We start from the raw sequence: 20,509 nt of genomic DNA, 5'->3' as shown, positions 1-20,509 counted from the left end.
AGCTCGAAGGTTGGTGAAGCCGAGCGCAAGGAGGCCTGTTGTCGCAGTTGTACGCGGTTGCTCGGTGATGCTGGTCCCGCGCTCCTCGGCGAGGACGCGGAGCCGGTCCCGGACGGCTTCGGTGGTCTTCATACTCGTCGGCTTACTCAGCCACGGATGATGGCCGGCTTCGACCCATTCCCCATCGCCGGGGCGGAGGGGGAAGTACCCGAACGGCCGCGCCCAGCGGCGCACCTCACCCTGCCGCATTACGGTGAAAAGCAGCATTTCTTTGCAGGTCAACTGACAGGGGAAGAAGGAGGGGGCTCGCATGGAGAGTGACAGAGCCTCACTTCTTCTGGTCCTGGGGAACAGGAGGGCATGATGAAAACCGGCAGGCAGCGAATGCGGCATGCCGCTCTGGCGACAGGCGCCGCCGTCGTGGTGTCGCTGACACTCAGTGGCGGAGGCCCTCCCGGGGGCAGGCAGGACCACACCCAGGCCCCGGCGCCGCCCACGGTGTCGAAGGACGGCGGGTCGCAGGCGAAGGATGCCCCGGTGAGAGGCGGCCGCACCATCCGTGTGACAGCGAATCTGCAGGTCGGCGAAGAGCTGGATCTGGGCGCGCAGGGCCGCAGTGTCGGCGACCAGTTCGTCTTCAGCGGAAACCTGCGCTCGAGACCGGGAGATCGCCCCGTTGGCCGCTTTGGCGGGTTCTGCGTCATCAACGACCTGCAACGCAACGCCGGGGAGTGCTCGCTGACCGCTGTACTGGAGGGGGGACAGATCGCCGTTCAGGGCGAGCAGGCAGGGATTCCGACGCCGAGTCCGGTGACCAATGCGATCACGGGCGGCACCGGGAAGTTCCGTAATGCGCATGGCCAGATGACACTGAGAGTCCTGACGGCGTCGACGTGGGAACTCACGTTCCACGTGACCGGCCACTGACCGTACCGCCGGGAATCCGGCTATGACTTCGCCACATGGGACGCCCCGGACCATGATCGTCCAGTCGTTTATCGTGGTGGGCCAAGGCTGCTGTGGCCTGGCGGTCCTGGCGCTGAACACACTGCTGCTCGATGTCCCTGCCCAGCGCGCCGCCGAGGCTGCCGAAGGCGAGGACGACGGCCCGACGCGATGCCCCGGACACGCGGACGAGGTTGACCGCTTTGGAAAGACAACAGCTTTGGCTGTTGTCTTTCCGGACCTGAGGGCTGCGTTTCCGCTGGTCGGGCGTAGGGTCGGCGGTCCCGTGGGAGTAGTGGCCTGTCGTGCTGTTGCTCCCTGGGAGGTCGCGGATACCGTCGGTGGTCGGGCTGCTGGAACAGCGTGAGCTGGGTGCTCGCCGTCGCGTAGACGAGCTACGGGAGGAGGCCGACCGTATCCAGGCCGAACTGGCCGTGGCCGAGCGGGAATGGAAGGAGTGAGCCATCGCCCGCTCGCGGGTCGGCGAAGTGCTGGCCCCGGCGGACGAGACCGGGCAGGACCACGCCCGGGCCGACCGGACCGCGCAGGCCGCCGAGGAGCAGGCCGGAAAGACCGCGCAGGTGCCGGATGCAGCCAAGGCGAAGCCGCAGGTGCCGGTGTGGCGTGAGGGGCTGGACAGGTCGGTGCTGTCGGTGGACTACCAGCGCATCCTGGAATTGCTCGCGGACCGGTGTCGGCTGGGTCAAGGGCCGCTGACCTGCCAGGAGATGGCCGCAGCGTTCGGCATGGACGTGGTGCCGGCGCGGGTGGAGGCGCTGCGGTCGAAGGCGAAACGACTGGTCGCGCGCGGCTGGCTGGCCGAGCCCGCGCCGGGCCGGTTCACGCCTGCTGCGGGCGTGAGCGGGCAAGGCGGCGGGTCATGAGCAGGGTCATCGACCAGTAGACCATCGCCTCGGCACTGGTGGTGCGCCGCTCGTAGTCGCGTGCCAGGCGGCGGGTACGCATCAGCCACGCGAAGAGGCGCTCGACGATCCACCGCTTGGGCAGCACCACGAAGCCGCGCATGTCGTCGCTGCGTTTGACGATCGCCAACACCAGCGCGAGGAAGGTAAGGACGCAGGAGCAGTTCACCGCAGGGTGGCCGACAGGGCCGCCGAGAAGGCCCGGGTGTGCGCCGTCTCCTTGCCCTGGGGCCAGATCAGGCCGAGGGCGGAGTCCGGCAGACCGGCGACCGGGACGAAGCGGATGCCGCGCGCCCCCGCGTACTCGGCGGTCGGCCCGCACAGCAGCATCGCACCGCGTCCGGCGGCGATCAGGGTCAGGCCCTCCTGGAGCGTACGTACGGCCGTCTCATGCCGGACGGGCGCGCCGCCCGGCGTACGGGAGGGGGCGTGCGCCCGGCGCCAGTATCCGGGCGCCGGTCCGGCGACCGGGATGAGCGGGACCTCGGCGAGATCCTCCGCCGTCAGCGACTCCCGTGCCGCGAGCGGATGGTCGGCGGACACCGCGAGGTGCTGCGGCTGCTTCGAGAACACCGGACCGAGCGTGAGCCCCTTCTCCGCCAGCGGCAGCAGCACGACCGCGAGGTCGACCTCCTGGCGCCGCAGCGGGCCGAAAGGGTCCGAGAGCGGGATCTCCACGATGTCCGTGTCGCACTCCGGGCAGTGCGTCTGGAAGGCGGTGATCGCCGTCATCACGGCGCCGTGCACCGTCCCCTGGAATCCGACGCGCAGCCGCCCCCTCACTCCGCGCGCCGCACTGCGGGCGTCCTCGACGGTGAGGCGCAGATTGTCGTAGGCGGGACGCAACGAGGCGAGGAAACCCTCCCCGAAGGGGGTGAGCCGCACGCGGCGGCTGGTGCGGTCGACGAGCCGGGTGCCGATCCGGTGCTCCAGCGCACGCAGGAGCTGGCTGACCCGGCTCTGCGAGACATAGAGCCGCTCGCCGGTACGCCCGAAGTGCAGTTCCTCGGCGAGCACCAGGAAGCACTCCAGCTCCCGTACCTCCACACCGCTCATACGGCTCCCCTCACTCCCTCCTCGCCGATCAATGAGCCCAGCTCATAGAAGGATGAGGAACTCACCGTTGTTCCCGAGAGCGTTCGCGGCTTCCCTGGGGCCATGTCCAAGAGTGCGCAGAGCGCGGAAGCCGCAGGCCGGACCGACACCCCGGCGGAACCCGCCACATCACCGCCCCGCCCGTCAACGGGCGCCACACCTCCGCGCGGCTGGCTCGCGGTGGGCGCCGTGGCGCTCAGCACGTTCACCGTGGTCACCTCCGAGATGCTGCCGGTGGGCCTGCTCACCCCGATGGGGCGGGCCCTCGGCGTGTCGGAGGGCACGGCGGGCCTGACCCTGACGATCACCGGCGTGCTGGCGGCGCTGTCCGCACCGCTGATCACGCTCACCGTCGGACGGCGCGACCGGCGCACGCTGCTCGTCGCCCTGATGACGCTGCTCGCGGCGGCGAATCTGCTGGCGGCCTGGTCGCCGAACTTCGCGGTCATGGTGCTGGCACGGGTGCTTGTGGGCTTCGGAATGGGCGGCGTGTGGACGCTGGCGGCCGGGCTCGCCGTACGGCTCGTACCGGCGAAGTCGGTGGCCTCGGCAACCTCGTTGATCTTCAGCGGGGTCGCCGTCGCCTCCGTGCTGGGCGTGCCGGCGGGCACCTATCTCGGTGATCTGGCGGGCTGGCGCGCCGCGTTCGCAGGTGCCGGGGGGCTGGCGCTGCTGGTGGCGGCGGCGTTGACCGTACTGCTGCCACGCCTGCCCGCCGAGCGTGCCGTACGGCTGGGCGGGGTGCTGCGGCTGCTCCGCGAGCCCCGGCTGCGTACCGGACTGACCGTGGTCGCGCTGCTCGTCACCGCGCACTTCGCCGCGTACACCTACGTCCGGCCCGTGCTGGAGGACGTCGCCGGGGTCGGCCCGGCACTGGTCGGCACTCTGCTGCTGGTGTACGGAGTCGCGGGCGTCGCGGGCAACTTCGCCTCCGGCACGCTGGCCGCGCGCTCTCCGCGTACGACGGTCGCCGCGCTCAGCGCGGTGCTGGCGGCGGCGGTACTGCTGCTCCCCGCGCTGGGCGGTTCCGTGGCGGGCGCGGTGGTGGTGCTGGCGGTGTGGGGTGTGGCGTACGGCGGGGTGTCGGTGGGCGCGCAGACCTGGCTGATGGCGTCGGCGCCGGAGCAGCGGGAGGCGGCCTCGTCCCTCTTCGTGGGTGTCTTCAACGGCTCGATCGCTCTCGGCGCGCTGACGGGCGGGCTGCTCGCCGACGGCGTGGGGGTCGCGTCAGTGACCTGGCTGGCAGGCGCCCTGGCCGCCGGCGCGACGGCGGCGGCGCTCACCGGCCGCGCGCCAGCGGGGACGCGCGCCTGAGGAGGGGCGCACCGACCGCCCCTGCCGAGGTCGGCCCCGGTCGTACGCCCCGCGACCGGCTCCCCCTCATGCGAATGCCGGATGCCGGGCCCGACCTCCCTTGCGAGGATCACGGCATGACCCCCTCCGACTCCTCCGGCTCCTCGCTCTCCTGGCCCGCACACCTCGATGTCGGCGCCGTCCGCTTCGCCCGGCCGACCGCGAGGTACGGCGAGGTGCTCGTCTTCTACCGCGACGTACTCGGTCTGCCGGTGCTCGCGCAGTGGCGCGGGCACGCCGGCTACGACGGCATCGTGCTCGGGCTCCCCGGCACCCCCGTACACATGGAGATCACCCAGCACGGAGACCCGCCGCACATTCCCGAGGCGCACCCGGAGAACCAGCTCGTGCTCTATCTGCACGGCCCGGAGGCCCTCGCGGCGGCGGTACGTCGGCTCACCGCGCACGGCCACACCCCCGTCGAGGCGGCCAACCCGTACTGGCCGGAGCGCGGCGCGGTCCTCTTCGAGGATCCCGACGGCTGGCTCCTCGTCCTGGCGCCCTGGGTCTTCGGCGTCCAGGACCCGCCCCTCATCTCCGCCCCCTGAGCCGGCCCGCCCTCACCGCTCCCACTATCGTCAACTGAAGGTTGACGATGAGCGGTCGTCAACTTATGGTTGACGCATGGAGAATCCCATGCGGCTCGCGCATCCCGTCCGCCTCGACGACCTGATCGAGGCCATCAAGAAGGTCCACTCCGACTCCCTGGACCAGCTGTCCGACGCGGTCATCGCCGCCGATCACCTCGGCGACGTGGCCGACCACCTGATCGGCCACTTCGTGGACCAGGCAAGGCGCTCCGGCGCGTCCTGGACGGACATCGGCAGGAGCATGGGCGTCACAAAGCAGGCGGCGCAGAAGCGGTTCGTGACGAAGGACTCCGGCCAGCCGCTGGACCTCGACCCCAGTCAGGGCTTCAGCCGCTTCACCGTACGGGCGAAGAACGTCATGATGGCGGCGCAGAACGAGGCCCGTGCGGCGGGCAACGACGAAATCCACCCCGTACACCTCGTGCTGGGCCTCCTGAGCGAGCCGGACGCGCTCGCCGCACAGGCGATGGGCACGCAGGGCGTGACGCCGGAGTCCGTCCGGGAGGCGATGGGCGGGGCGCTGCCCCCGAAGGCCGACCGGGTGCCCGACCTCATCCCGTACGCGGCTCAGGCGCGCAAGGCGCTGGAACTCACCTTCCGGGAAGCGCTGCGGCTGGGGCACAACTTCATCGGCACCGAACACATCCTGCTCGCGCTGCTGGAGCACGAGGACGCCACGGGTGCGGGAACGCTCGCCGGTCTCGGCCTCGACAAGGCCGCCGCCGAGGCCCACATCACCTCGGTACTCGCGGTCCTGGATCAGTCGGCGGACTGACCGGGGCCGGGACCGGGGCCGAAGCCGGGACCGGGACCGGCAAGGGGAACGGGACCGGCGGGGACCGAACCCCGGCGGCTGCCCCGGTCAGCCCGGCCAGCATGCGGAGGGCGGATGCGGAGGGCGAGCCCGGCTCCGCGTTGAGCACCGCCACCCGCTGGCCGTCGTCCTCCGGGAGCACCATCAACTCCGCCCGGATCGCCATGCTGCCGACCACCGGGTGGTGGTACGTGCGGGTGTCGGTGCCGCAGTCTCCCACCGAATGGGCAGCCCACAGCTCGGCGAACTCCGGGCTCCCCTCGGTCAGTTCGCCGAGCAGCCGGGTCAGGCGCGGGTGGTCGGGCCAGCGGCCGGAGATGAGCCGCAGGTCGGCGACGGTGGCCCGCGCCTTACGGATCCAGTCCCCGTACAGCTCGCGTGTGCGGGGGTCGAGGAAGAGCAGGCTGGCGATGTTGGGGCGGTCGGCGGGGCGGTCCGGCGCGGCGAAGTCGAGGTGCCCGGCCAGCACCGCGTGCGCCATGGGGTTCCACGCGAGGACGTCCAGGAATCGCCCCATGACCAGTGCGGGCACCGTCCCGAACGACTCGATCATGACCCGTACGCCGGGCCGCACCCGTTCGGGCCGGGCCGGTGCCGCCGGTCGGGGGCGCGCCTGGGGGCGGACCAGCGTGTAGAGGTGGGACCGTTCGGCGGCGTCCAGGCGCAGTACGCGGGCGACGGCATCGAGCACGGCATCCGAGACGTTGGGGCTCAGGTTCTGTTCCAGCCGCGTGTAGTAGCCGGGGCTGACCCCGGCGAGCTGCGCCAGTTCCTCCCGGCGGAGACCGGGCACGCGCCGCTGGCCACCGTAGGTGGGGAGCCCGGCGTCGCCGGGCGTCAGCCGGGCGCGGCGCGAGCGCAGGAACTCACCGAGGTCCGGGCGTGTGTCCATACCCGCCATTGTCCCGGACGTGCTCCCTCTGAGCCTGTACCTGCCAGGTGTACCCACGGCGGGAGTACCTCCGGTGCGGGTACCCCGGGTGGGGGGCTGGGCCGGGTGGACGCGCCGGCCCAGCCTGGTTCCGGGGCAGCACGTGCCCACAGGACAGCGCGGACAGGACGGAACATCATGAAGGTCATCGTGATCGGGGCGACGGGCACCATCGGCAGCGCGGTCGCCGACGCGCTGGAGGCACGGCAGCACGAGGTCGTACGCGCGGCCCGGCGCGGCCCGGTACGAGTGGACATGACGGACGCGGACTCGATCGACGCGCTGTTCACGACGGCCGGGCGTACGGGGCCCGTCGACGCGGTGGTCTGCTGTGCGGCGAGCGGCGGGCTGACGCCGCTGGACACGGCGTCCGACACGGACTTCTGGCGCGGCATGGACGGGAAACTGACCGGCCAGGTCAACCTGGTCCGGCGCGCGCTCTCCCAGTTGCGGGACGAGGGGTCGATCACGCTGTCGAGCGGGCAGTTCCCAGGGCCGGTACCGGGGAGCTCGATGACCTATCTGATCAACTCGGCACTGGAGGCGTTCGTGCACCCCGCCTCCGTCGAGCTGCCGCGCGGCCTGCGGCTGAACACGGTCAGTCCCGGCTGGGTGCGCGAAACCCTGGTCTCCCTGGGCATGGACCCGGCCGGCGGCACCCCGGCAGCCGAGGTCGCCCGGCGCTATGTCGACGCGGTCGAAGGCACCGCGCAGGGCCGCACGCTCACCATCCCCTCTGGCGAGGAGCGGCCGTAGCGCCGGCGGGACGAGGCGGCCGTACGGGGGAACGTACGGATCGGGCGGGGTGTGGCTGAGGCGGGAGCGGGCGGGGCGCGGCTTCACTGACGATCGGGAGGCCCTGTCCGATTCGGTCGGCTGCGGGGGATTCGCGGTGAGGGTTTCTCTCAGTTCACCGAGGAGAAGTGGTCCAGTTGCGTTCGGAGGGTTGTCGCGTACATGGCGTTCTGGCTTTACTAGCTACGCGCGTAACCAGCCAGCAGGCACCACACCGCGCCGCCTCGCATCGCCGCGAGCACAGGCTTCCCTGGCAACAACGGGACTCCCCCCACGGTTTGTCCCACCCCCCACTGCCGAAGGAGACCGGAAGATGGCCGTACAACCACACTTCGACCGCCGCGCCCTGCTGCGCGGCGGGCTGACCGTCGGAGCCGCTGGAGCGCTCGGGCTGACCGGCGCGGGCCTCGCGAGCGCCGCGACCCGCAGCACCGGCGCCGCCGCCCCCGAGCCCCGCGTCTACACCACCGCCGAGTGGGGTGCGCGCCCGCCGTCGAGCGGGATCAACATCCTGGACCACGTACCGACGTACGTCGTCGTGCACCACACGGCCTCGCCGGGCAACAGCGAGGACTACTCCCTCGAGCACGCGATGGAGATCTGCCGGAACATCCAGACCTACCACATGGACAGCAACGGCTGGGCCGACAGCGGCCAGCAGTTCACCAACAGCCGGGGCGGCTTCGTCCTCGAAGGCCGTCACGAGAGCCTGGACGTCGTACGCGGAGGCACCCGGCATGTGCAGGGCGCCAACGTCGGCGGGCACAACAGCGAGATCATCGGTATCGAGAACGAGGGCCTCTACACCGAGGTGGACGTCCCCAAAGCGCTGTGGGACTCGCTGGTCGGACTGGTCGCCTGGATCGCCGGGCAGTACGGGCGGCCGGTCGAACACATCATGGGCCACCGGGACTTCAACTCCACCGAGTGCCCCGGCGAGGTGCTGTACGGCCGGCTCCAGGAACTGCGGGACGCGGTGGCGGGCACGCTCGGCGTACGCTCCGTCGCCCCGGCCGTCTGGCCGCTGCTGCGACCGGGCGACACCGGTGCCCGAGTACGTGCCGCACAGCACCTGCTGCGTGCGAAGGGCTTCGCGGATCTGCCGGTAGACGGCGTCTTCGGCGCTTCCACCAGGCGGGCGGTGGCCACACTCGCGGACACGCACGACATCGAGCAGCACGCCTGCGCCGCGCTGCACCACAGCAAGGTGGACGAGACCGGCTATCTCGGCTCGGACCTGTGGCCGCTGATCACGCCGGGGCGGGTACGGGCGGGCGGGACGGACGAGGTCGCCAAGGCGGTCGAGACGCTTCGCCGCAGCGCGGGCCGCGAGCGGGCCGGGGCGGGAAGCGAGCTCTCCACGCTGGACTGGAAGCGCCTCCTCGCCTGACGGGCGCCGCGCCGGGGAACCGGCGGCCCGGTCCCGGCGCGTGAGAGCGCCGGGACCGGGCCGGGCCGGAGCAGTACCTCAGCGGAGGGAGTCCAACAGGACCCCGAACGCCGGGGTGTTCGGCGTGACCGGCGCGAAGTGCCCGCTGGCGAGGAGGTGGAGCCGGGCGCCCCAGTCCGTGGTGTAGCGGCGGGAGAGCTCCACCGGCACGATGCGGTCCGCCGTGCCGTGCAGGATCTCCACCGGCACCCGGGGCATCAGCTTCATCGGATCCGCATCCGACAGCCGGGAGACCAGCTCCTCCTCACCCCCGAGGAATTCCGACACCGCCTCGTCGCTGAGGCGGAGTTCGTGCGCCCGCCGCAGATCCGCGAGCGGAGACACCGCGAGGATGCGGGCGCTCGCCGCCCGCTCCCGCTTGGCCGCCGCCCACAGGGCGAGCTGACCACCCGCCGAATGACCAAGCAGCACATGGGGCGGTGGACCCAGTGCTTCGAGTGCGGCGTCGATGTCCTCCACCGTCTGCGGCCAGCCGCCGCCACCGCCGACCCGGCGGTACTCGACGAGTTCCACCGCATACCCGTGTCCGGCCAGCGCGGCGGCGAGCGGGGTGAGATGACCGCGGTCGTACTTCTCGCGCCAGAAGCCGCCGTGCAGCACGGTGATCCGCCGGCCGTTCCCCTGCCCGTACAGGTCGATGACCTGTGAGGGGTGTTGCCCGTACCGCACGGTGCGCTCTGGTGCGACCGGTGCCAGCCCGGCCAGCGCGTCCCACTCCGTATCATCGCTCAACCGACGACCTCCCCCAGCGCGCGCGCCGCACGCTCCGCATCCAGGAACGAAGTGTAGAGCGGGGTGAAGCCGAAGCGCAGTACGTCGGGGTGCCGGAAATCTCCGATGATGCCCCGCGAGATCAGCGCGTCCATGACTTCGGCCGCCGAAAGCTCACCCGCCTCCACCCCCTCTCCGGTGCCCGCTCCCGTGCCGGGCCCGGCGCAACGCAGGGAGATCTGGCTGCCGCGACGCTCCCGCTCGGTCGGGGTGACACTGCTGACCCGGCCTGCCCGTACATACGTGCTCACGCAGCGCAGGAAGAAGTCGCCGAGCGCGAGGCTCTTCCGGCGTACGGCCGCGAGGTCGACGTCGTCCCAGACGGTCAGCGCCGCCTCCAGCGCGAGCATCGAGAGGATGTCCGGAGTGCCGACCCTGCCCCGCACCGCGCCTTCGGCGGGGACGTAGCCGGAGGACATGGCGAACGGGTCGGCGTGCGAATGCCAGCCGGGCAGCGGCGAGTCGAAGCGAGGCTGAAGGTCGCCGTGCACGTAGAGGAAGGCGGGCGCCCCTGGGCCGCCGTTGAGGTACTTGTAGGTGCAGCCGACGGCGAAGTCGACGCCGTGCGCGTCGAGTCCGACAGGCAGCGCCCCCACGCTGTGGCACAGATCCCACACGATGCGGGCGCCCGCGTCGTGCGCGAGCGCCGTCAGGGTCGGCAGGTCCTGCAGTTCGCCGGTGCGGTAGTCGACGTGGTTGACCAGCGCGACGGCCGTACGCGGCCCGAGGGCCGACGGCAGCACGGCGGCGGGGACGGCGCGCAGTCTGGTGCCGGTCAGCCGGGCGGCGGATTCGGCGATGTAGCCGTCGGTGGGGAACGTCGCCTCGTCGACCAGCACTTCGTCGCGGCCGGGATCGTCCTGCCGCGCGATCCGGACGGCCGCCACCACCGCCTTGAAGACGTTGACGCTTGTCGAGTCGCCGACGACGATCCGGTCCGGTCCGGCACCGACCAGCGGGGCGATGCGGTCGCCGACCCGCTCCGGCGCCGTCCACCAGCCGGATTCACCCCAGGACCGGATGCGCAGCTCGCCCCACTCGCGGGCGACGACGTCGGCGAGCCGGGCCGGGACGTCGCGGGGCAGGGCGCCGAGGGAGTTTCCGTCCAGATAGACGGTGTCCTCGTCGAGGACGAACTCGGCGCGCTTGGCGGCGAGTACGTCGGCCCTGTCGAGCGCGGCGGCTTCGGCGGCGAGCGGGCCGTTCACCGGCGCCGAGGGGCGGCTCAGCAGCGGGCGGGGCGCCGGCGCGGGGTTCTCAGACCCGGAGCTCCCCGACCCGAGGTGCCCCGACCCGAGGTGCCCAGACGCAGGGTGGTTCGCGGACGACGGGCTCGCAGCCGGGCGGCCGGAAAGGGGACGGCCCACGCCGGAGGCCGGGCGGATGGGCTCAGACATGGCTTCGGGCCGTCCACAGCTCGGGGAACACGTTCTTCGCCGCACGCTTCTCCAGCCAGGCGACGCCCGCCGATCCGCCCGTGCCGGTCTTGGAGCCCATGGCCCGGCGCGTGGCCACCAGGTGGTCGTTGCGCCAGCGCCAGACCAGCTCGGCGACCTCCGTGAGCGCCTCCCCGAGGCGGACCAGCTCTGCTTCCGGATCGTGCGTGTAGACCCTCGCCCAGACGGCCTCCACCGCAGGGTCGGGCTCGTACCTCCGGGTGACGTCCCGCTCCAGCGCGGCCGCCGGGACGTCCTCGCCACGCCGGGAGAGATAGCGCAGCACCTCGTCGTAGAGGCTCGGCTCGTGCAGCGCCTTCTCCAGCTCGCCGTGCACCCGGGGGGCGCCCCGATGCGGCACCAGCATGGACGCGGACTTCTCACCCAGCAGGAACTCCATCCGGCGGTACATCGCGGACTGGAAGCCGGACCCCTCGCCGAGGGCGGAGCGGTAGGCGTTGAACTGCACGGGGGTGAGATGGGCGAGCGGCTCCCAGGAGGCGTTGAGCGACTGGAGCTCGTACGCCGACCGCTTCAGCGCGGCGAAGGCGCCCGGCAGGTCGTCCCGGCGCAGCGCCTTGGCTGCGGTCTCCCACTCGTGCACGATCACGGTGAACCACAGCTCCATGACCTGGGTGGTGACGAGGAAGACCATCTCGCCCGGGTCCTTGGAGAGGGGGTGCTGCAGGTGGGTGAGGACGTCGGCCTGGACGTAGTCCTCGTACGGCGTGGTGCCCTCGAAGTCGAGGCCGGGGGCCTGCTCGGAGTCCTCCGCGGCCTCGGCCGGCATGCGCTCATGGGGGTGCTGGGACATCGCTGTCTCCTCACGGTGGGTGCCGGGTAGCGGTCCGCCCCTTCCGTACGGCAGTGGAGCCCCGGTCCCCTGGGTCCGCAGTATGTGACCGCGGCCCCAGGAGCATCATCGGCGACGCGGCCGGTCCCTCACAAGCCCCTGCAGGCTGTGCGGGCGCCCGCGCCCGCGCTACGACAGGGTCGCCGCCGCCGTGGGCGAGCTGTCCTTCAGGAACGTGCTGCAGCGCTCGTATTCATCTTGCTCCCCGATCGACTCCGCCGCCCGCGCGAGAGCGTGCAGGGCACGCAGGAAGCCGCGGTTCGGCTCGTGCTCGAAGGGAACCGGGCCGTGGCCCTTCCAGCCGCTGCGGCGCAGCGAGTCCAGGCCCCGGTGGTAGCCGGTGCGGGCATAGGCGTACGACTCGACGACACGGCCGCCCTCGAAGGCGTCGTCGGCCAGCCGGGCCCAGGCCAGCGAGGAGGTCGGGTACTGCGCGGCCACCTCGGCGGGTGAGGTGCCCGAGGCGAGCAGCTCGCGCGGCTCGGGGTCGTCGGGCAGGTGAGTCGGGGGCGGACCCCCGAGAAGGTTCTCGTGTGTGGACATGTGTCCCAGTCTGCCTGTCCCGCGCGGCGGATGACCCGGCAACCCCCGGGGAGCGCCGTGGGGCGCCGTGGGGCGCTTCGCGGCAGACGGTGAGCGACTCCACCCCTTTTGTGACTATTTCGAGTGAAATGCTCTGCTTCTTCTGTTATGGGCAGGCGGCTTCCTTGATCCTTTCCCCTGGCTCCGCGTTCACGGAACCGCACATTCTCGCCAAGGGAGATCTGATGAAGAAGGCCGTCGCGCTGCTCGCACCCGCCGTACTGACCGCCCTGTGCCTCGCCGCTCCGCCCGCCCACGCCGCCCCCGTGCCAGTCGGAGAAGAGGTGTTCATCGACCACGTGCAGACGGGCGAGCACATCACGCCCAACGGTTTCTCCCCCACCCCCACCGGCATCGTCGACATCTGGGAGGACCACGACGACGTCATCCTGGACAGCGAGAAGTGGGTCTACGAGCGCGTCGCCACGAACACCTACGTGATCAGCAACGCGGGTGACGGCGACGCCTGCCTGCACCCGTCCAGCGTGGAGAGCCGGAGGCTGATCGCGACCAAGGCGTGCAGGCACTCCAACAAGCAGCAGTGGTGGATGCTCTACCCCACCGACACCGGCGTCGTGGACGGCTTCACCCTGCGGCCCTACATCGACACCACCCTGGCGATCACACCCGACGCCGTGCCGAGCCACAACGACCAGCCCCTCGTGCTCTCACCGGCGGGCGACTACCTGAACCAGGTCTTCCACAACCGGATCGCCTGACCGGCGCCCCGGCGAACCGGCACCCCGGCACCCCGGCACCCCGGCACACCTTCGGACGCGGTCCGGCCCGGCACCGCTCGGGTGCCGGGCCGGACCGGATCACTTCAGGCAAGTCACTTCGGGCCAGTCACGTCAGGCCGGTCACTTCAGGGCGGTCACTTCAGTCGCGTGCCCGTGGAGCGCAGGTCGGCGCAGGCCTTCTGGACGCGCTCCGCCATGCCCTTCTCGGCCGCCTTGCCCCAGCTGCGCGGGTCGTAGACCTTCTTGTTGCCGACCTCGCCGTCGACCTTCAGCACACCGTCGTAGTTGCTGAACATGTGGTCCACGACCGGGCGGGTGAAGGCGTACTGGGTGTCGGTGTCGAGGTTCATCTTCACGACGCCGTTCTCCAGTGCGGTGGCGATCTCCTCCGCGGTGGAACCCGAGCCGCCGTGGAAGACGAAGTCGAAGGGGGCCTGCTTGCCGTGCTTCTCGGCGACGCCTGCCTGAAGGTCCCTGAGCAGCTCGGGACGGAGCACGACGTTGCCCGGCTTGTACACGCCGTGCACGTTGCCGAAGGAGGCGGCCAGCAGGTAGCGGCCCTTCTCGCCCAGGCCGAGCGCCTCCGCCGTACGCAGTGCGTCGTCGACGGTGGTGTACAGCTCGTCGTTGATCTCGTGCGTGACGCCGTCCTCCTCACCGCCGGTCGGGGTGATCTCGACCTCGAGGATGATCCGGGCGGCGGCGGCCGCCGCCAGCAGCTCCTCGCCGATCGCCAGGTTGTCCTTGAGGGTCTCGGCGGAGCCGTCCCACATGTGGGACTGGAACAGCGGGTTGCGGCCCGCGTCCACCCGCTCCTTGGAGACGGCGATCAGCGGACGTACGTAACCGTCCAGCTTGTCCTTCGGGCAGTGGTCGGTGTGCAGCGCGACACTGACCGGGTACTTCTCGGCGACGATGTGCGCGAACTCGGCCAGCGCCACCGCGCCGCTCACCATGTCCTTGCTGTACTGGCCGCCCAGGAACTCCGCACCGCCGGTGGAGATCTGGATGATCCCGTCGCTCTCCGCATCGGCGAAGCCGCGCAGTGCGGCGTGCAGGGTCTGCGTGGAGGTGACGTTGATGGCCGGGTAGGCGAATTTGCCCGCCTTCGCCCGGTCGAGCATCTCGTTGTAGACCTCGGGGGTTGCGATGGGCATCTGTCCGCTCCTCAGGTATGCGAATGCGTGTCGGCTCTGTTACGGCTCAACTAGGGCTCAACGGGGAACGACGTCATCGTCGGGGTCATCCTCCCAGATGCGGTCCCTGTGCCCGACGCCGGTTCACGAGATCACGAGCGGTGCGCAAGGGCCTTGAGGCAGGGCCAGGAAGGTTTCACGTGGAACGATCTGGCTCAGAAGCTCAGTTCAGCCCCAGGTCGGCGAGATCATACGGATGGACGTACGGCAGCCCCGACTGCCGTACCGCCTCGGCAGCCGAACGCTCAACGACCGTGGCGACCGCGACGACCTCCGCGCCCGCCTCCCGGGCCGCCTGCACCGCCGTGAGCGGCGAGTTCCCGGTGGTCGTGGTGTCCTCGACGACCAGCACCCGGCGGCCCGCGACGTCCGGCCCCTCAATGCGCCGCTGAAGCCCGTGGGCCTTGCCCGCCTTGCGTACGACGAACGCGTCCAGCTTCCGCCCGCGCGCGGCGGCGGCGTGCAGCATGGCGGCGGCGACCGGATCCGCGCCCAAGGTCAGACCGCCCACCGCCTCGTACTCCAGATGGGCGGTGGCGTCCAGCATCACCTGCCCCACGAGCGGCGCGGACTCACCGTCGAGGGTGATCCGGCGCAGGTCGATGTAGAAGTCCGCCTCGATCCCGGAGGAGAGGATCACCTTGCCGTGCACCACGGCCTTGTCCTTGATCTGCTGGAGCAGCTCTGCGCGCACATCACTCATGGGGGTGAGCCTATGACAGCGGCAGCCCGCGACTGCGGCTGCGCCACGTCAGTCAGGCAGGCGAGGGGGCCGACCGCCAGCTCCAGGTCGTCGCGATCTCCAGCGGCTCGATGGGGGTGACGAAACGGGGCAGTGTGTTGAGGCCGTTCGGCGGGCCCGACTGGGGCTCCACACACACGGCCTCGGGCTGCTTGTCGTAGACCACGGCCCACTCGGCACGGCTCGCGACGTTGACTTCCAGCTCTCCGGGCCAGGTCAGCGTGACGTCCACACCCTGCGGCATACCGAAGCAGTCGTCCCAGGGGCCGGGGAGCGGGTCGATCCGCTCGCCCGTGGGCAGATAGTCCTCGCCGCGCTTCTCCTGCCACTCGGCGTCGAAGCCGATGCGCACGTCCTCACCGCCGTTCCCGAGGTTCCGCAGGAACCAGGGGTGCCAGCCCGCCTGCGCGGGGAACGAGTCGCTCAGCGTCTCGACTCCCAGCGTGAGGGTGAGCGAGGCGCCGTCCTCGGCCAGCTCCACGAGCTGGGTGACCCGCCCCTCCCAGGGCCAGGGATCGGTGAGGTCGCAGGTGAAGGCGGCGGAACGCTCATCCGCACGCACGGTGCGCCAGGCGGCCTTGTACACGGTGCCGTGCATGGCGTGGGCGCCGGAGTCGACCGGAAGCTGATGCAGCTCGCCACCGTTGCGGAACCGGCCCCGGTCCGTGCGCCCGCACCACGGCACCATCACGAACGAGCCGTACTGCTGCCCTTGGCGCAGCAGCTCCGTACCCCCGACCCGGAGCGAGGAGAGACGGCATCCGTGCTGGGGCTCGACGGCCAACTCGGCATCGGCGGCGCGCAGGAGGACCCGCTGGGCGGGGGCGTGATCGGTCATGGCACGAGCCTATGCGGTGTCCCCCGCATCAACCGAAGCGACAGCCACGATCCAGCCGCGTACGGCCGCCCGAACGGCGGCGGTACGGCGGCACGGCACGCAGCGGTGCGGTCCGGTGCGGTGCGGCGGCACGGACCAGCACGCCGCAGCGCTGCCCGGTGCGGTACGGCCCGGTCCGGTGCGGCACGGCACGGCGCAGCGCGGCACGGTCCGGCGTCGCGAACCGGCACGCCGCAGCACGGCAGGGTCCGGTGCGGCACGGCACGGCGCAGCGCGGTCCGGCGCGGTCCGGTGCAGCACGGTCCGGCGGCATGGCGCAGGGCGGTGCGGCGCGGTCCGGTGCAGCACGGTCCGGCGGCATGGCGCAGGGCGGTGCGGCGCGGTCCGGTGCAGCACGGTCCGGCGGCATGGCGCAGGGCGGTGCGGCGCCGTGAGGAAAGCCGGCCCCCGGCGGGCGAGCTGACGGCCAAGCCGCCGATCCGGGACTGGCCGGACGGGAGCCGCACTTCGGCCCTTGCCCGGCCTTACGCCAGGCGCGGCCGCACCCCACGGCACGCCGGTGGTCAGCGGCGGCGGTGCAGCGCCCGCCTGAGGACCACCGCGACCACCGGCGCAGGCGGCGCAGGCGGCGGGAGAGCCCGCCAAGGCGCCGGGCTCACGGCACGGCACGGCCCGTCGGTCCGGGACTGGCCGACCGCCCGAGTGCTGTGCACCGGTCAGCGGCGGCGGCGGAGTGCCCGGCCGAGGATGACCGCGCCCGCAACCACCAGTGCGGCGGCGGGGGCCGCCCAGCGGAGCGTGGCCGCCGCCGCCGTGGAGTCCGCTGCGGGGACCGGGGCGTAGCGTCCGCGCGGCGGCGCGTGGTCGACCTCCTCGGCGCTGCGGCCGATCATGGTGCGGCGAGCATGCGCGGCCTCGGCTGTCAGACGGCCTTCGCCGTCGTCGACGGGCTCGCCGTCGGCGTCGTCATCCGCGTCCTCAGGGCCGCCCTGGCCATCCACCTCGTCGACCAGGCCGTCCTCGGAGTCCAGCGGGTCGAGTGAGGGCGGCGGGACCTCCGTCCCGAAGACACCCGGCGTCGCTTCGCTGTCGGCCGGGCCGCCTTCGGCGGATCGGGGCGTGTCCTCCTCGCCGTCGGTACCGGGACGGGCTTCCGCGTCGGCGGACCCGTCGTCCTTGCCCTTGCCGTCTTCCTTGCGGGAACGGTCCTGCTCGCCCTTCTCCGGGGCCGGAATCCCAGGGATGGCGCGATCGTTGTCGTCCGGCTCACCGATCCCGGCCGCCGCCCGCGTCTCCGACCCGGCGCCCGACCCGTTCCGCATGCGCTCGGTGAGCGCCGTGGCGAAACGGTCCAGCAGTCTCCGGCCTGCGGCTGCCGTCACCTTCTCCTCGAACTCGGCGATCCGCCCGTCTCCGGACAGCTTGCCGGAACAGACGAGCCGGGTGCCCTCGCCGTCGGCGGACGGTCTCGGCACCACCTTCAGTACCAGCCGCACGGCTCCCTGGCCGCGCACCTCCGCGCCGGATGCCTTGACACTGAAGCCGTCGCCCTGCGCGGTGATCTTCAGCTCGCCGCGATAGGTGATCGTCGAGCCGCCGATGCGGAGGCGCAGCCGCCCTTCGACCGCGTCCCCGCGGCCTTCGGCCGCAGCCTGCTGGAAGCCCGGGACACTGCGCGCCACGCGCACCCGGTCGGCGAGCGCCTCGCGCACCGAGCCGACGGGAAACGGAACGTACACCTCATGCTCCATAGGCCGGAGCCTACCCACCGTGCCCCGTACATGCGCCCGATCACACGCAACACCCGCACCACCCGCGTCGCTCCCCTCCGGTCAGTCCAGGAAGCGTGGATGCATCAGGGAAGACGGCGGCAGGCCGGATATCCGCTCGCGGCGGGCCCACTCCACGGCCTCACGCAGCGAAGCCGAGGTGACGGCCGCCGCCCGAGGTGCGCGCCCGGCCGCCGCCAACCGCACCGGTGGCCGCTCCTTCCCCCGCGCGGCCAGCACGAGGCCCCAGTCCCGTGGACGCGGCCCTCGCCCGCGCATGGCGTGGTCCGGCCCGGCCTGGTAGCCCGAGACCCGGCCGTCGACGGCGTACGGCGTCGTACGCAGTCCGGCGGAACGGAGTGTGGCCTCCACCGTCCAGACATCGCGGGGGCGGCTGGTGAGCGCGCCCGCGTGCACGGCAAGGCGGCCGCGCTCGGTCAGCGCCCGCTCGGCAAGCCCGTAGAACTCCCGCGAATACAGCTTGGTGCTCTCGGATATCCCGGGATCGGGCAGCGCCGAGATGATCACGTCGAACGCTCCGCCCCGGCCGGGCGCGCGCTCCCGCAGCCAGCCGAAGACATCCCCCGTACGCACCTGTACGCGCGGGTCGCCGAATGCGCCGCCGTTGAGCCGGGAGAGGCCCGGATCGGTGCGGGCCAGCGACACGAGCTGCGGGTCGCGGGCGACGACGGTCACCGAGCGCACCTCCTGGTAACCCAGCACCTCACGCAGCGCGAGGCCGTCTCCGCCGCCGAGGATCAGCACTCGCGCCCGCGAGCCGCCGGCCATCGCGGGGTGCACCAGTGCCTCGTGAAAGCGCTCCTCGTCCAGCGAGCACACCCGCAGCCGCCCGTCCAGGAAGAGCCGGAGCGGGGGTGCGGCCCCGGGTGTCCGGCGCGGCACGGAGCGGCCACCGCCGCCCTCTCCTCCCGCACCGGCGCTGTGCGTCTCCAGGCCGGGGTGCCCGTCCGCGGCTCTCGGCGTCGGTATGCCTCCGGTCAGCACTATCTCCTGCGTCTCCGTCCGCATCGCCACCCGCACATCCTCCCCGTACATCGCCTCGCGGGCCGCCCGCTCGAACGAGGCGACGAAAGCAGTGCCGATGAGCAGCAGTGCGACGACCCCGCCGTTGACGGCCAGCAGGGACCAGCGGCCACGGGTGCTCAGATCGCGCCGGAAGAGCCAGAGGACGACAACACCCCCCGCCACGGCGTTCACCACCCCGGTCAGCAGGACGCCCGTCAGCTGTCCGAAGAACGGCAGGAGCAGAAAGGGAAAGGTCAACCCGCCCAGCAGGGCGCCCACATAGTCGGCGGCGAACAGGTCGGCGACAGCGACGCCCGGGTCCTGGGCGCGGATCCGCTGGATGAGCGTCATCAGCAACGGCATCTCCGCGCCGATCAGCATCCCGATGGCTATCGAGAAGACGATCAGCGCCCAACGCGACTCCCCGAACCAGGCGAAGGTGGCGTAGAGCGCCATCGCGGAGCCGCCGCCGATCAGCGCCAGCACCGCCTCGATCACGCCGAAGCCGACGGCGGCATGACAGCGCAGCCGCTTGGCGAGCAGCGAGCCGAGACCCATGGCGAAGACCATCACGGACAGCACGACGGATGCCTGGGTGACGGAATCCCCTACCAAATAGGCAGCGAGCGCCACGAGTTCCAGCTCGTACACCAGCCCGCAGGCGGCGCAGACGAAGACGGAGACGAGCACTGCGGCCCGCCCGATCCCGGCCGGAACGGGCAGCCTTGCAGGACTGAAGGGGCGATCGATCATGCCGATAACGCTACGTCGCCACCCGAGTACTCCTGGTCACCCACACGAGTACTATCCGGAAGGGAAACCGGAGATTCCGCCTCCTTCGGGTGTTCTCAGACCAACACCTGTTCCCGCCCCTCGCGCACCCGTACACCCACCCTCGTACGGGTCGACACCAACTTCCCCTCCTGTGGGTACGAATGCCAGGTACGCCAGTGCACCTGACCGTCGTGCTGCTGCACGAGCAACGCGGTGAAAGCCGTGGGGCTGCCGGGGAACGTGCCGGCCAGTCCGTTGGGATGGTCGGCGACCAGCGCGAGTAATTCCTGCGCGCGCCCCAGGAACGACCCCGCTGACAGGGTTTCGACACGTGCCGCGAATTCGTACTCCCATTCCCCTATTCGTTTGGACACGCCCAGCGGCAGCGGCGAACTGCTGCCGGGCATGCATGCGACGGTCTCGGAGCGGAAGCGGTCGCCCTCATCGAGAAGCACCTGATGAGAGGCGCCGAGTAACCGCAACTGCACCTTGACTCCGGACAGTTCGAGATCGAGCGATGCCAGCGCGGGCAACGGCTCCCGCCCCAGCGCCCAGGCGAGGTCGCCCGCGCGGGTGTCGCTGTAGGCAGTCTTGAGAGAAGTGAGCATGGACCGGCTCCGCAAGACGCAGTTGAGGGTGGGATTCACCGAATCACGAAAAGCGCCGAGCCCATAGTGGTTTTCCCATCTTCGCAGGGGTTTCCATCCCCCCGAGGGCAAGGCTGCTCAAACGTTCAACTCAACGGCGCGGATTAAGGATTACGAAATCCGCGCGTGGCCGAATCAGCTGCCACCGTCGCCACCGCCGCCACCACCGCCGCCACTGCCGCCGCCTCCGTGACCCCAGCCTCCGCCGACGCCACTGCCCCCGCCGCCGTCACCCCAGC

Annotated in this window: 20 protein-coding genes and 1 pseudogene; 8 read left to right on the top strand and 13 right to left on the bottom strand. The window is 71.5% G+C overall.

Translation table 11 applies throughout. The features are described 5' to 3' along the window. The first annotated feature begins 360 nt into the window (after positions 1 to 360). Both LHJ74_RS07320 and LHJ74_RS07315 read left to right on the top strand, forming a co-directional pair. Entirely contained in the window at positions 361 to 927 is a 567-nt protein-coding gene (locus tag LHJ74_RS07320; protein WP_260216730.1) for a dirigent protein, read from the top strand. Between the two features lie 350 nt (positions 928 to 1,277). After that, a pseudogene (locus LHJ74_RS07315) lies at positions 1,278 to 1,829 on the top strand (hypothetical protein). On the opposite strand, the gene LHJ74_RS07310 reads toward LHJ74_RS07315, so the two are convergent. Together LHJ74_RS07310 and LHJ74_RS07305 are read right to left on the bottom strand one after the other, a co-directional pair. Next, positions 1,786 to 2,037, bottom strand: coding sequence for a transposase (locus LHJ74_RS07310; protein ID WP_260216728.1), 252 nt, complete (start codon positions 2,035 to 2,037; stop codon positions 1,786 to 1,788). The pseudogene LHJ74_RS07315 and the gene LHJ74_RS07310 overlap by 44 nt on opposite strands. Next, entirely contained in the window at positions 2,034 to 2,924 is an 891-nt protein-coding gene (locus tag LHJ74_RS07305; protein ID WP_260216727.1) for a LysR family transcriptional regulator, read from the bottom strand. The genes LHJ74_RS07310 and LHJ74_RS07305 overlap by 4 nt, the downstream gene beginning before the upstream one ends. 102 nt (positions 2,925 to 3,026) lie before the next feature. Between LHJ74_RS07305 and LHJ74_RS07300 the strand changes: the two genes are divergently transcribed. From LHJ74_RS07300 to LHJ74_RS07290, 3 genes are all read left to right on the top strand, one after another. Continuing rightward, on the top strand, positions 3,027 to 4,277 hold the full coding sequence (locus tag LHJ74_RS07300) for an MFS transporter (RefSeq protein WP_375546682.1): 1,251 nt from the start codon (positions 3,027 to 3,029) through the stop codon (positions 4,275 to 4,277). Between the two features lie 116 nt (positions 4,278 to 4,393). Beyond that, entirely contained in the window at positions 4,394 to 4,864 is a 471-nt protein-coding gene (locus tag LHJ74_RS07295; protein ID WP_260216726.1) for a VOC family protein, read from the top strand. A 76-nt stretch (positions 4,865 to 4,940) separates the two neighbouring features. Beyond that, positions 4,941 to 5,681, top strand: a complete 741-nt coding sequence (locus LHJ74_RS07290; RefSeq protein WP_260216725.1) for a Clp protease N-terminal domain-containing protein — start codon at positions 4,941 to 4,943, stop codon at positions 5,679 to 5,681. Here the strand turns inward: LHJ74_RS07290 and LHJ74_RS07285 are convergent. After that, positions 5,641 to 6,612: a helix-turn-helix transcriptional regulator gene (locus LHJ74_RS07285; protein ID WP_260216724.1), complete on the bottom strand. Its 972-nt coding sequence runs from the start codon at positions 6,610 to 6,612 to the stop codon at positions 5,641 to 5,643. The two genes, LHJ74_RS07290 and LHJ74_RS07285, sit on opposite strands and share 41 nt — an antisense overlap. 177 nt (positions 6,613 to 6,789) lie before the next feature. Between LHJ74_RS07285 and LHJ74_RS07280 the strand changes: the two genes are divergently transcribed. Further along, on the top strand, positions 6,790 to 7,407 hold the full coding sequence (locus LHJ74_RS07280; protein WP_260216723.1) for a short chain dehydrogenase: 618 nt from the start codon (positions 6,790 to 6,792) through the stop codon (positions 7,405 to 7,407). Between the two features lie 352 nt (positions 7,408 to 7,759). After that, on the top strand, positions 7,760 to 8,836 hold the full coding sequence (locus LHJ74_RS07275) for a peptidoglycan recognition protein family protein (RefSeq protein WP_260216722.1): 1,077 nt from the start codon (positions 7,760 to 7,762) through the stop codon (positions 8,834 to 8,836). Positions 8,837 to 8,914: 78 nt separating this feature from the next. Here the strand turns inward: LHJ74_RS07275 and LHJ74_RS07270 are convergent, their stop codons facing one another. The 4 genes from LHJ74_RS07270 to LHJ74_RS07255 all read right to left on the bottom strand — a co-directional run bounded on the left by LHJ74_RS07270 (position 8,915) and on the right by LHJ74_RS07255 (position 12,499). Beyond that, positions 8,915 to 9,628 (bottom strand): alpha/beta hydrolase family protein, encoded by a 714-nt coding sequence (locus LHJ74_RS07270; RefSeq protein ID WP_260216720.1) that lies wholly within the window; start codon positions 9,626 to 9,628, stop codon positions 8,915 to 8,917. Beyond that, positions 9,625 to 10,875 (bottom strand): kynureninase, encoded by a 1,251-nt coding sequence (kynU, locus tag LHJ74_RS07265; protein WP_260216719.1) that lies wholly within the window; start codon positions 10,873 to 10,875, stop codon positions 9,625 to 9,627. Before kynU ends, LHJ74_RS07270 begins: the two co-directional genes overlap by 4 nt. A gap of 181 nt (positions 10,876 to 11,056) precedes the next feature. Then, positions 11,057 to 11,917 (bottom strand): tryptophan 2,3-dioxygenase family protein, encoded by an 861-nt coding sequence (locus tag LHJ74_RS07260; RefSeq protein WP_260216718.1) that lies wholly within the window; start codon positions 11,915 to 11,917, stop codon positions 11,057 to 11,059. A 168-nt stretch (positions 11,918 to 12,085) separates the two neighbouring features. Next, positions 12,086 to 12,499: a DUF3151 domain-containing protein gene (locus LHJ74_RS07255; protein WP_260216717.1), complete on the bottom strand. Its 414-nt coding sequence runs from the start codon at positions 12,497 to 12,499 to the stop codon at positions 12,086 to 12,088. 164 nt (positions 12,500 to 12,663) lie between these two features. Here LHJ74_RS07255 and LHJ74_RS07250 point away from each other — a divergent pair, with 164 nt between their 5' ends. Next, positions 12,664 to 13,257 carry an RICIN domain-containing protein gene (locus LHJ74_RS07250; RefSeq protein WP_260216716.1) on the top strand — a complete coding sequence of 198 codons (594 nt, stop codon included), beginning with the start codon at positions 12,664 to 12,666 and terminating at the stop codon, positions 13,255 to 13,257. 155 nt (positions 13,258 to 13,412) lie between these two features. Here LHJ74_RS07250 and fbaA read toward each other — a convergent pair whose 3' ends face one another. The 6 genes from fbaA to LHJ74_RS07220 all read right to left on the bottom strand — a co-directional run bounded on the left by fbaA (position 13,413) and on the right by LHJ74_RS07220 (position 20,231). After that, positions 13,413 to 14,435, bottom strand: a complete 1,023-nt coding sequence (gene fbaA / locus LHJ74_RS07245) for a class II fructose-bisphosphate aldolase (protein ID WP_260216715.1) — start codon at positions 14,433 to 14,435, stop codon at positions 13,413 to 13,415. A gap of 202 nt (positions 14,436 to 14,637) precedes the next feature. Continuing rightward, positions 14,638 to 15,177, bottom strand: coding sequence for an orotate phosphoribosyltransferase (gene pyrE, locus LHJ74_RS07240; protein ID WP_260216714.1), 540 nt, complete (start codon positions 15,175 to 15,177; stop codon positions 14,638 to 14,640). 52 nt (positions 15,178 to 15,229) lie between these two features. Further along, the gene (locus LHJ74_RS07235) at positions 15,230 to 16,054 is read right to left on the bottom strand and encodes an aldose epimerase family protein (RefSeq protein ID WP_260216713.1); all 825 of its coding nucleotides are present in this window, start codon (positions 16,052 to 16,054) and stop codon (positions 15,230 to 15,232) included. Between the two features lie 716 nt (positions 16,055 to 16,770). Beyond that, the gene (locus tag LHJ74_RS07230; RefSeq protein ID WP_260216712.1) at positions 16,771 to 17,805 is read right to left on the bottom strand and encodes an SRPBCC family protein; all 1,035 of its coding nucleotides are present in this window, start codon (positions 17,803 to 17,805) and stop codon (positions 16,771 to 16,773) included. An 81-nt stretch (positions 17,806 to 17,886) separates the two neighbouring features. Beyond that, positions 17,887 to 19,602: a spermidine synthase gene (locus LHJ74_RS07225; RefSeq protein WP_260216711.1), complete on the bottom strand. Its 1,716-nt coding sequence runs from the start codon at positions 19,600 to 19,602 to the stop codon at positions 17,887 to 17,889. 95 nt (positions 19,603 to 19,697) lie between these two features. Further along, entirely contained in the window at positions 19,698 to 20,231 is a 534-nt protein-coding gene (locus LHJ74_RS07220; RefSeq protein WP_260216710.1) for a DUF2617 family protein, read from the bottom strand. Positions 20,232 to 20,509: the final 278 nt, after the last annotated feature.

Source organism: Streptomyces gossypii (assembly GCF_025165795.1).
Taxonomy (GTDB): Bacteria; Actinomycetota; Actinomycetes; order Streptomycetales; family Streptomycetaceae; genus Streptomyces; species Streptomyces gossypii.
This window is presented reverse-complemented; position numbering and strand designations above follow the sequence as displayed.

Coding starts and splice junctions, on each gene's coding strand:
- LHJ74_RS07320 (WP_260216730.1), top strand. CDS start 361: ATGATGAAAACCGGCAGGCAGCGAATGCGGCATGCCGCTCTGGCGACA.
- LHJ74_RS07305 (WP_260216727.1), bottom strand. CDS start 2,924: ATGAGCGGTGTGGAGGTACGGGAGCTGGAGTGCTTCCTGGTGCTCGCC.
- LHJ74_RS07300 (WP_375546682.1), top strand. CDS start 3,027: ATGTCCAAGAGTGCGCAGAGCGCGGAAGCCGCAGGCCGGACCGACACC.
- LHJ74_RS07295 (WP_260216726.1), top strand. CDS start 4,394: ATGACCCCCTCCGACTCCTCCGGCTCCTCGCTCTCCTGGCCCGCACAC.
- LHJ74_RS07290 (WP_260216725.1), top strand. CDS start 4,941: ATGGAGAATCCCATGCGGCTCGCGCATCCCGTCCGCCTCGACGACCTG.
- LHJ74_RS07285 (WP_260216724.1), bottom strand. CDS start 6,612: ATGGACACACGCCCGGACCTCGGTGAGTTCCTGCGCTCGCGCCGCGCC.
- LHJ74_RS07280 (WP_260216723.1), top strand. CDS start 6,790: ATGAAGGTCATCGTGATCGGGGCGACGGGCACCATCGGCAGCGCGGTC.
- LHJ74_RS07275 (WP_260216722.1), top strand. CDS start 7,760: ATGGCCGTACAACCACACTTCGACCGCCGCGCCCTGCTGCGCGGCGGG.
- LHJ74_RS07260 (WP_260216718.1), bottom strand. CDS start 11,917: ATGTCCCAGCACCCCCATGAGCGCATGCCGGCCGAGGCCGCGGAGGAC.
- LHJ74_RS07255 (WP_260216717.1), bottom strand. CDS start 12,499: ATGTCCACACACGAGAACCTTCTCGGGGGTCCGCCCCCGACTCACCTG.
- fbaA (WP_260216715.1), bottom strand. CDS start 14,435: ATGCCCATCGCAACCCCCGAGGTCTACAACGAGATGCTCGACCGGGCG.
- pyrE (WP_260216714.1), bottom strand. CDS start 15,177: ATGAGTGATGTGCGCGCAGAGCTGCTCCAGCAGATCAAGGACAAGGCC.
- LHJ74_RS07235 (WP_260216713.1), bottom strand. CDS start 16,054: ATGACCGATCACGCCCCCGCCCAGCGGGTCCTCCTGCGCGCCGCCGAT.
- LHJ74_RS07230 (WP_260216712.1), bottom strand. CDS start 17,805: ATGGAGCATGAGGTGTACGTTCCGTTTCCCGTCGGCTCGGTGCGCGAG.
- LHJ74_RS07225 (WP_260216711.1), bottom strand. CDS start 19,602: ATGATCGATCGCCCCTTCAGTCCTGCAAGGCTGCCCGTTCCGGCCGGG.
- LHJ74_RS07220 (WP_260216710.1), bottom strand. CDS start 20,231: ATGCTCACTTCTCTCAAGACTGCCTACAGCGACACCCGCGCGGGCGAC.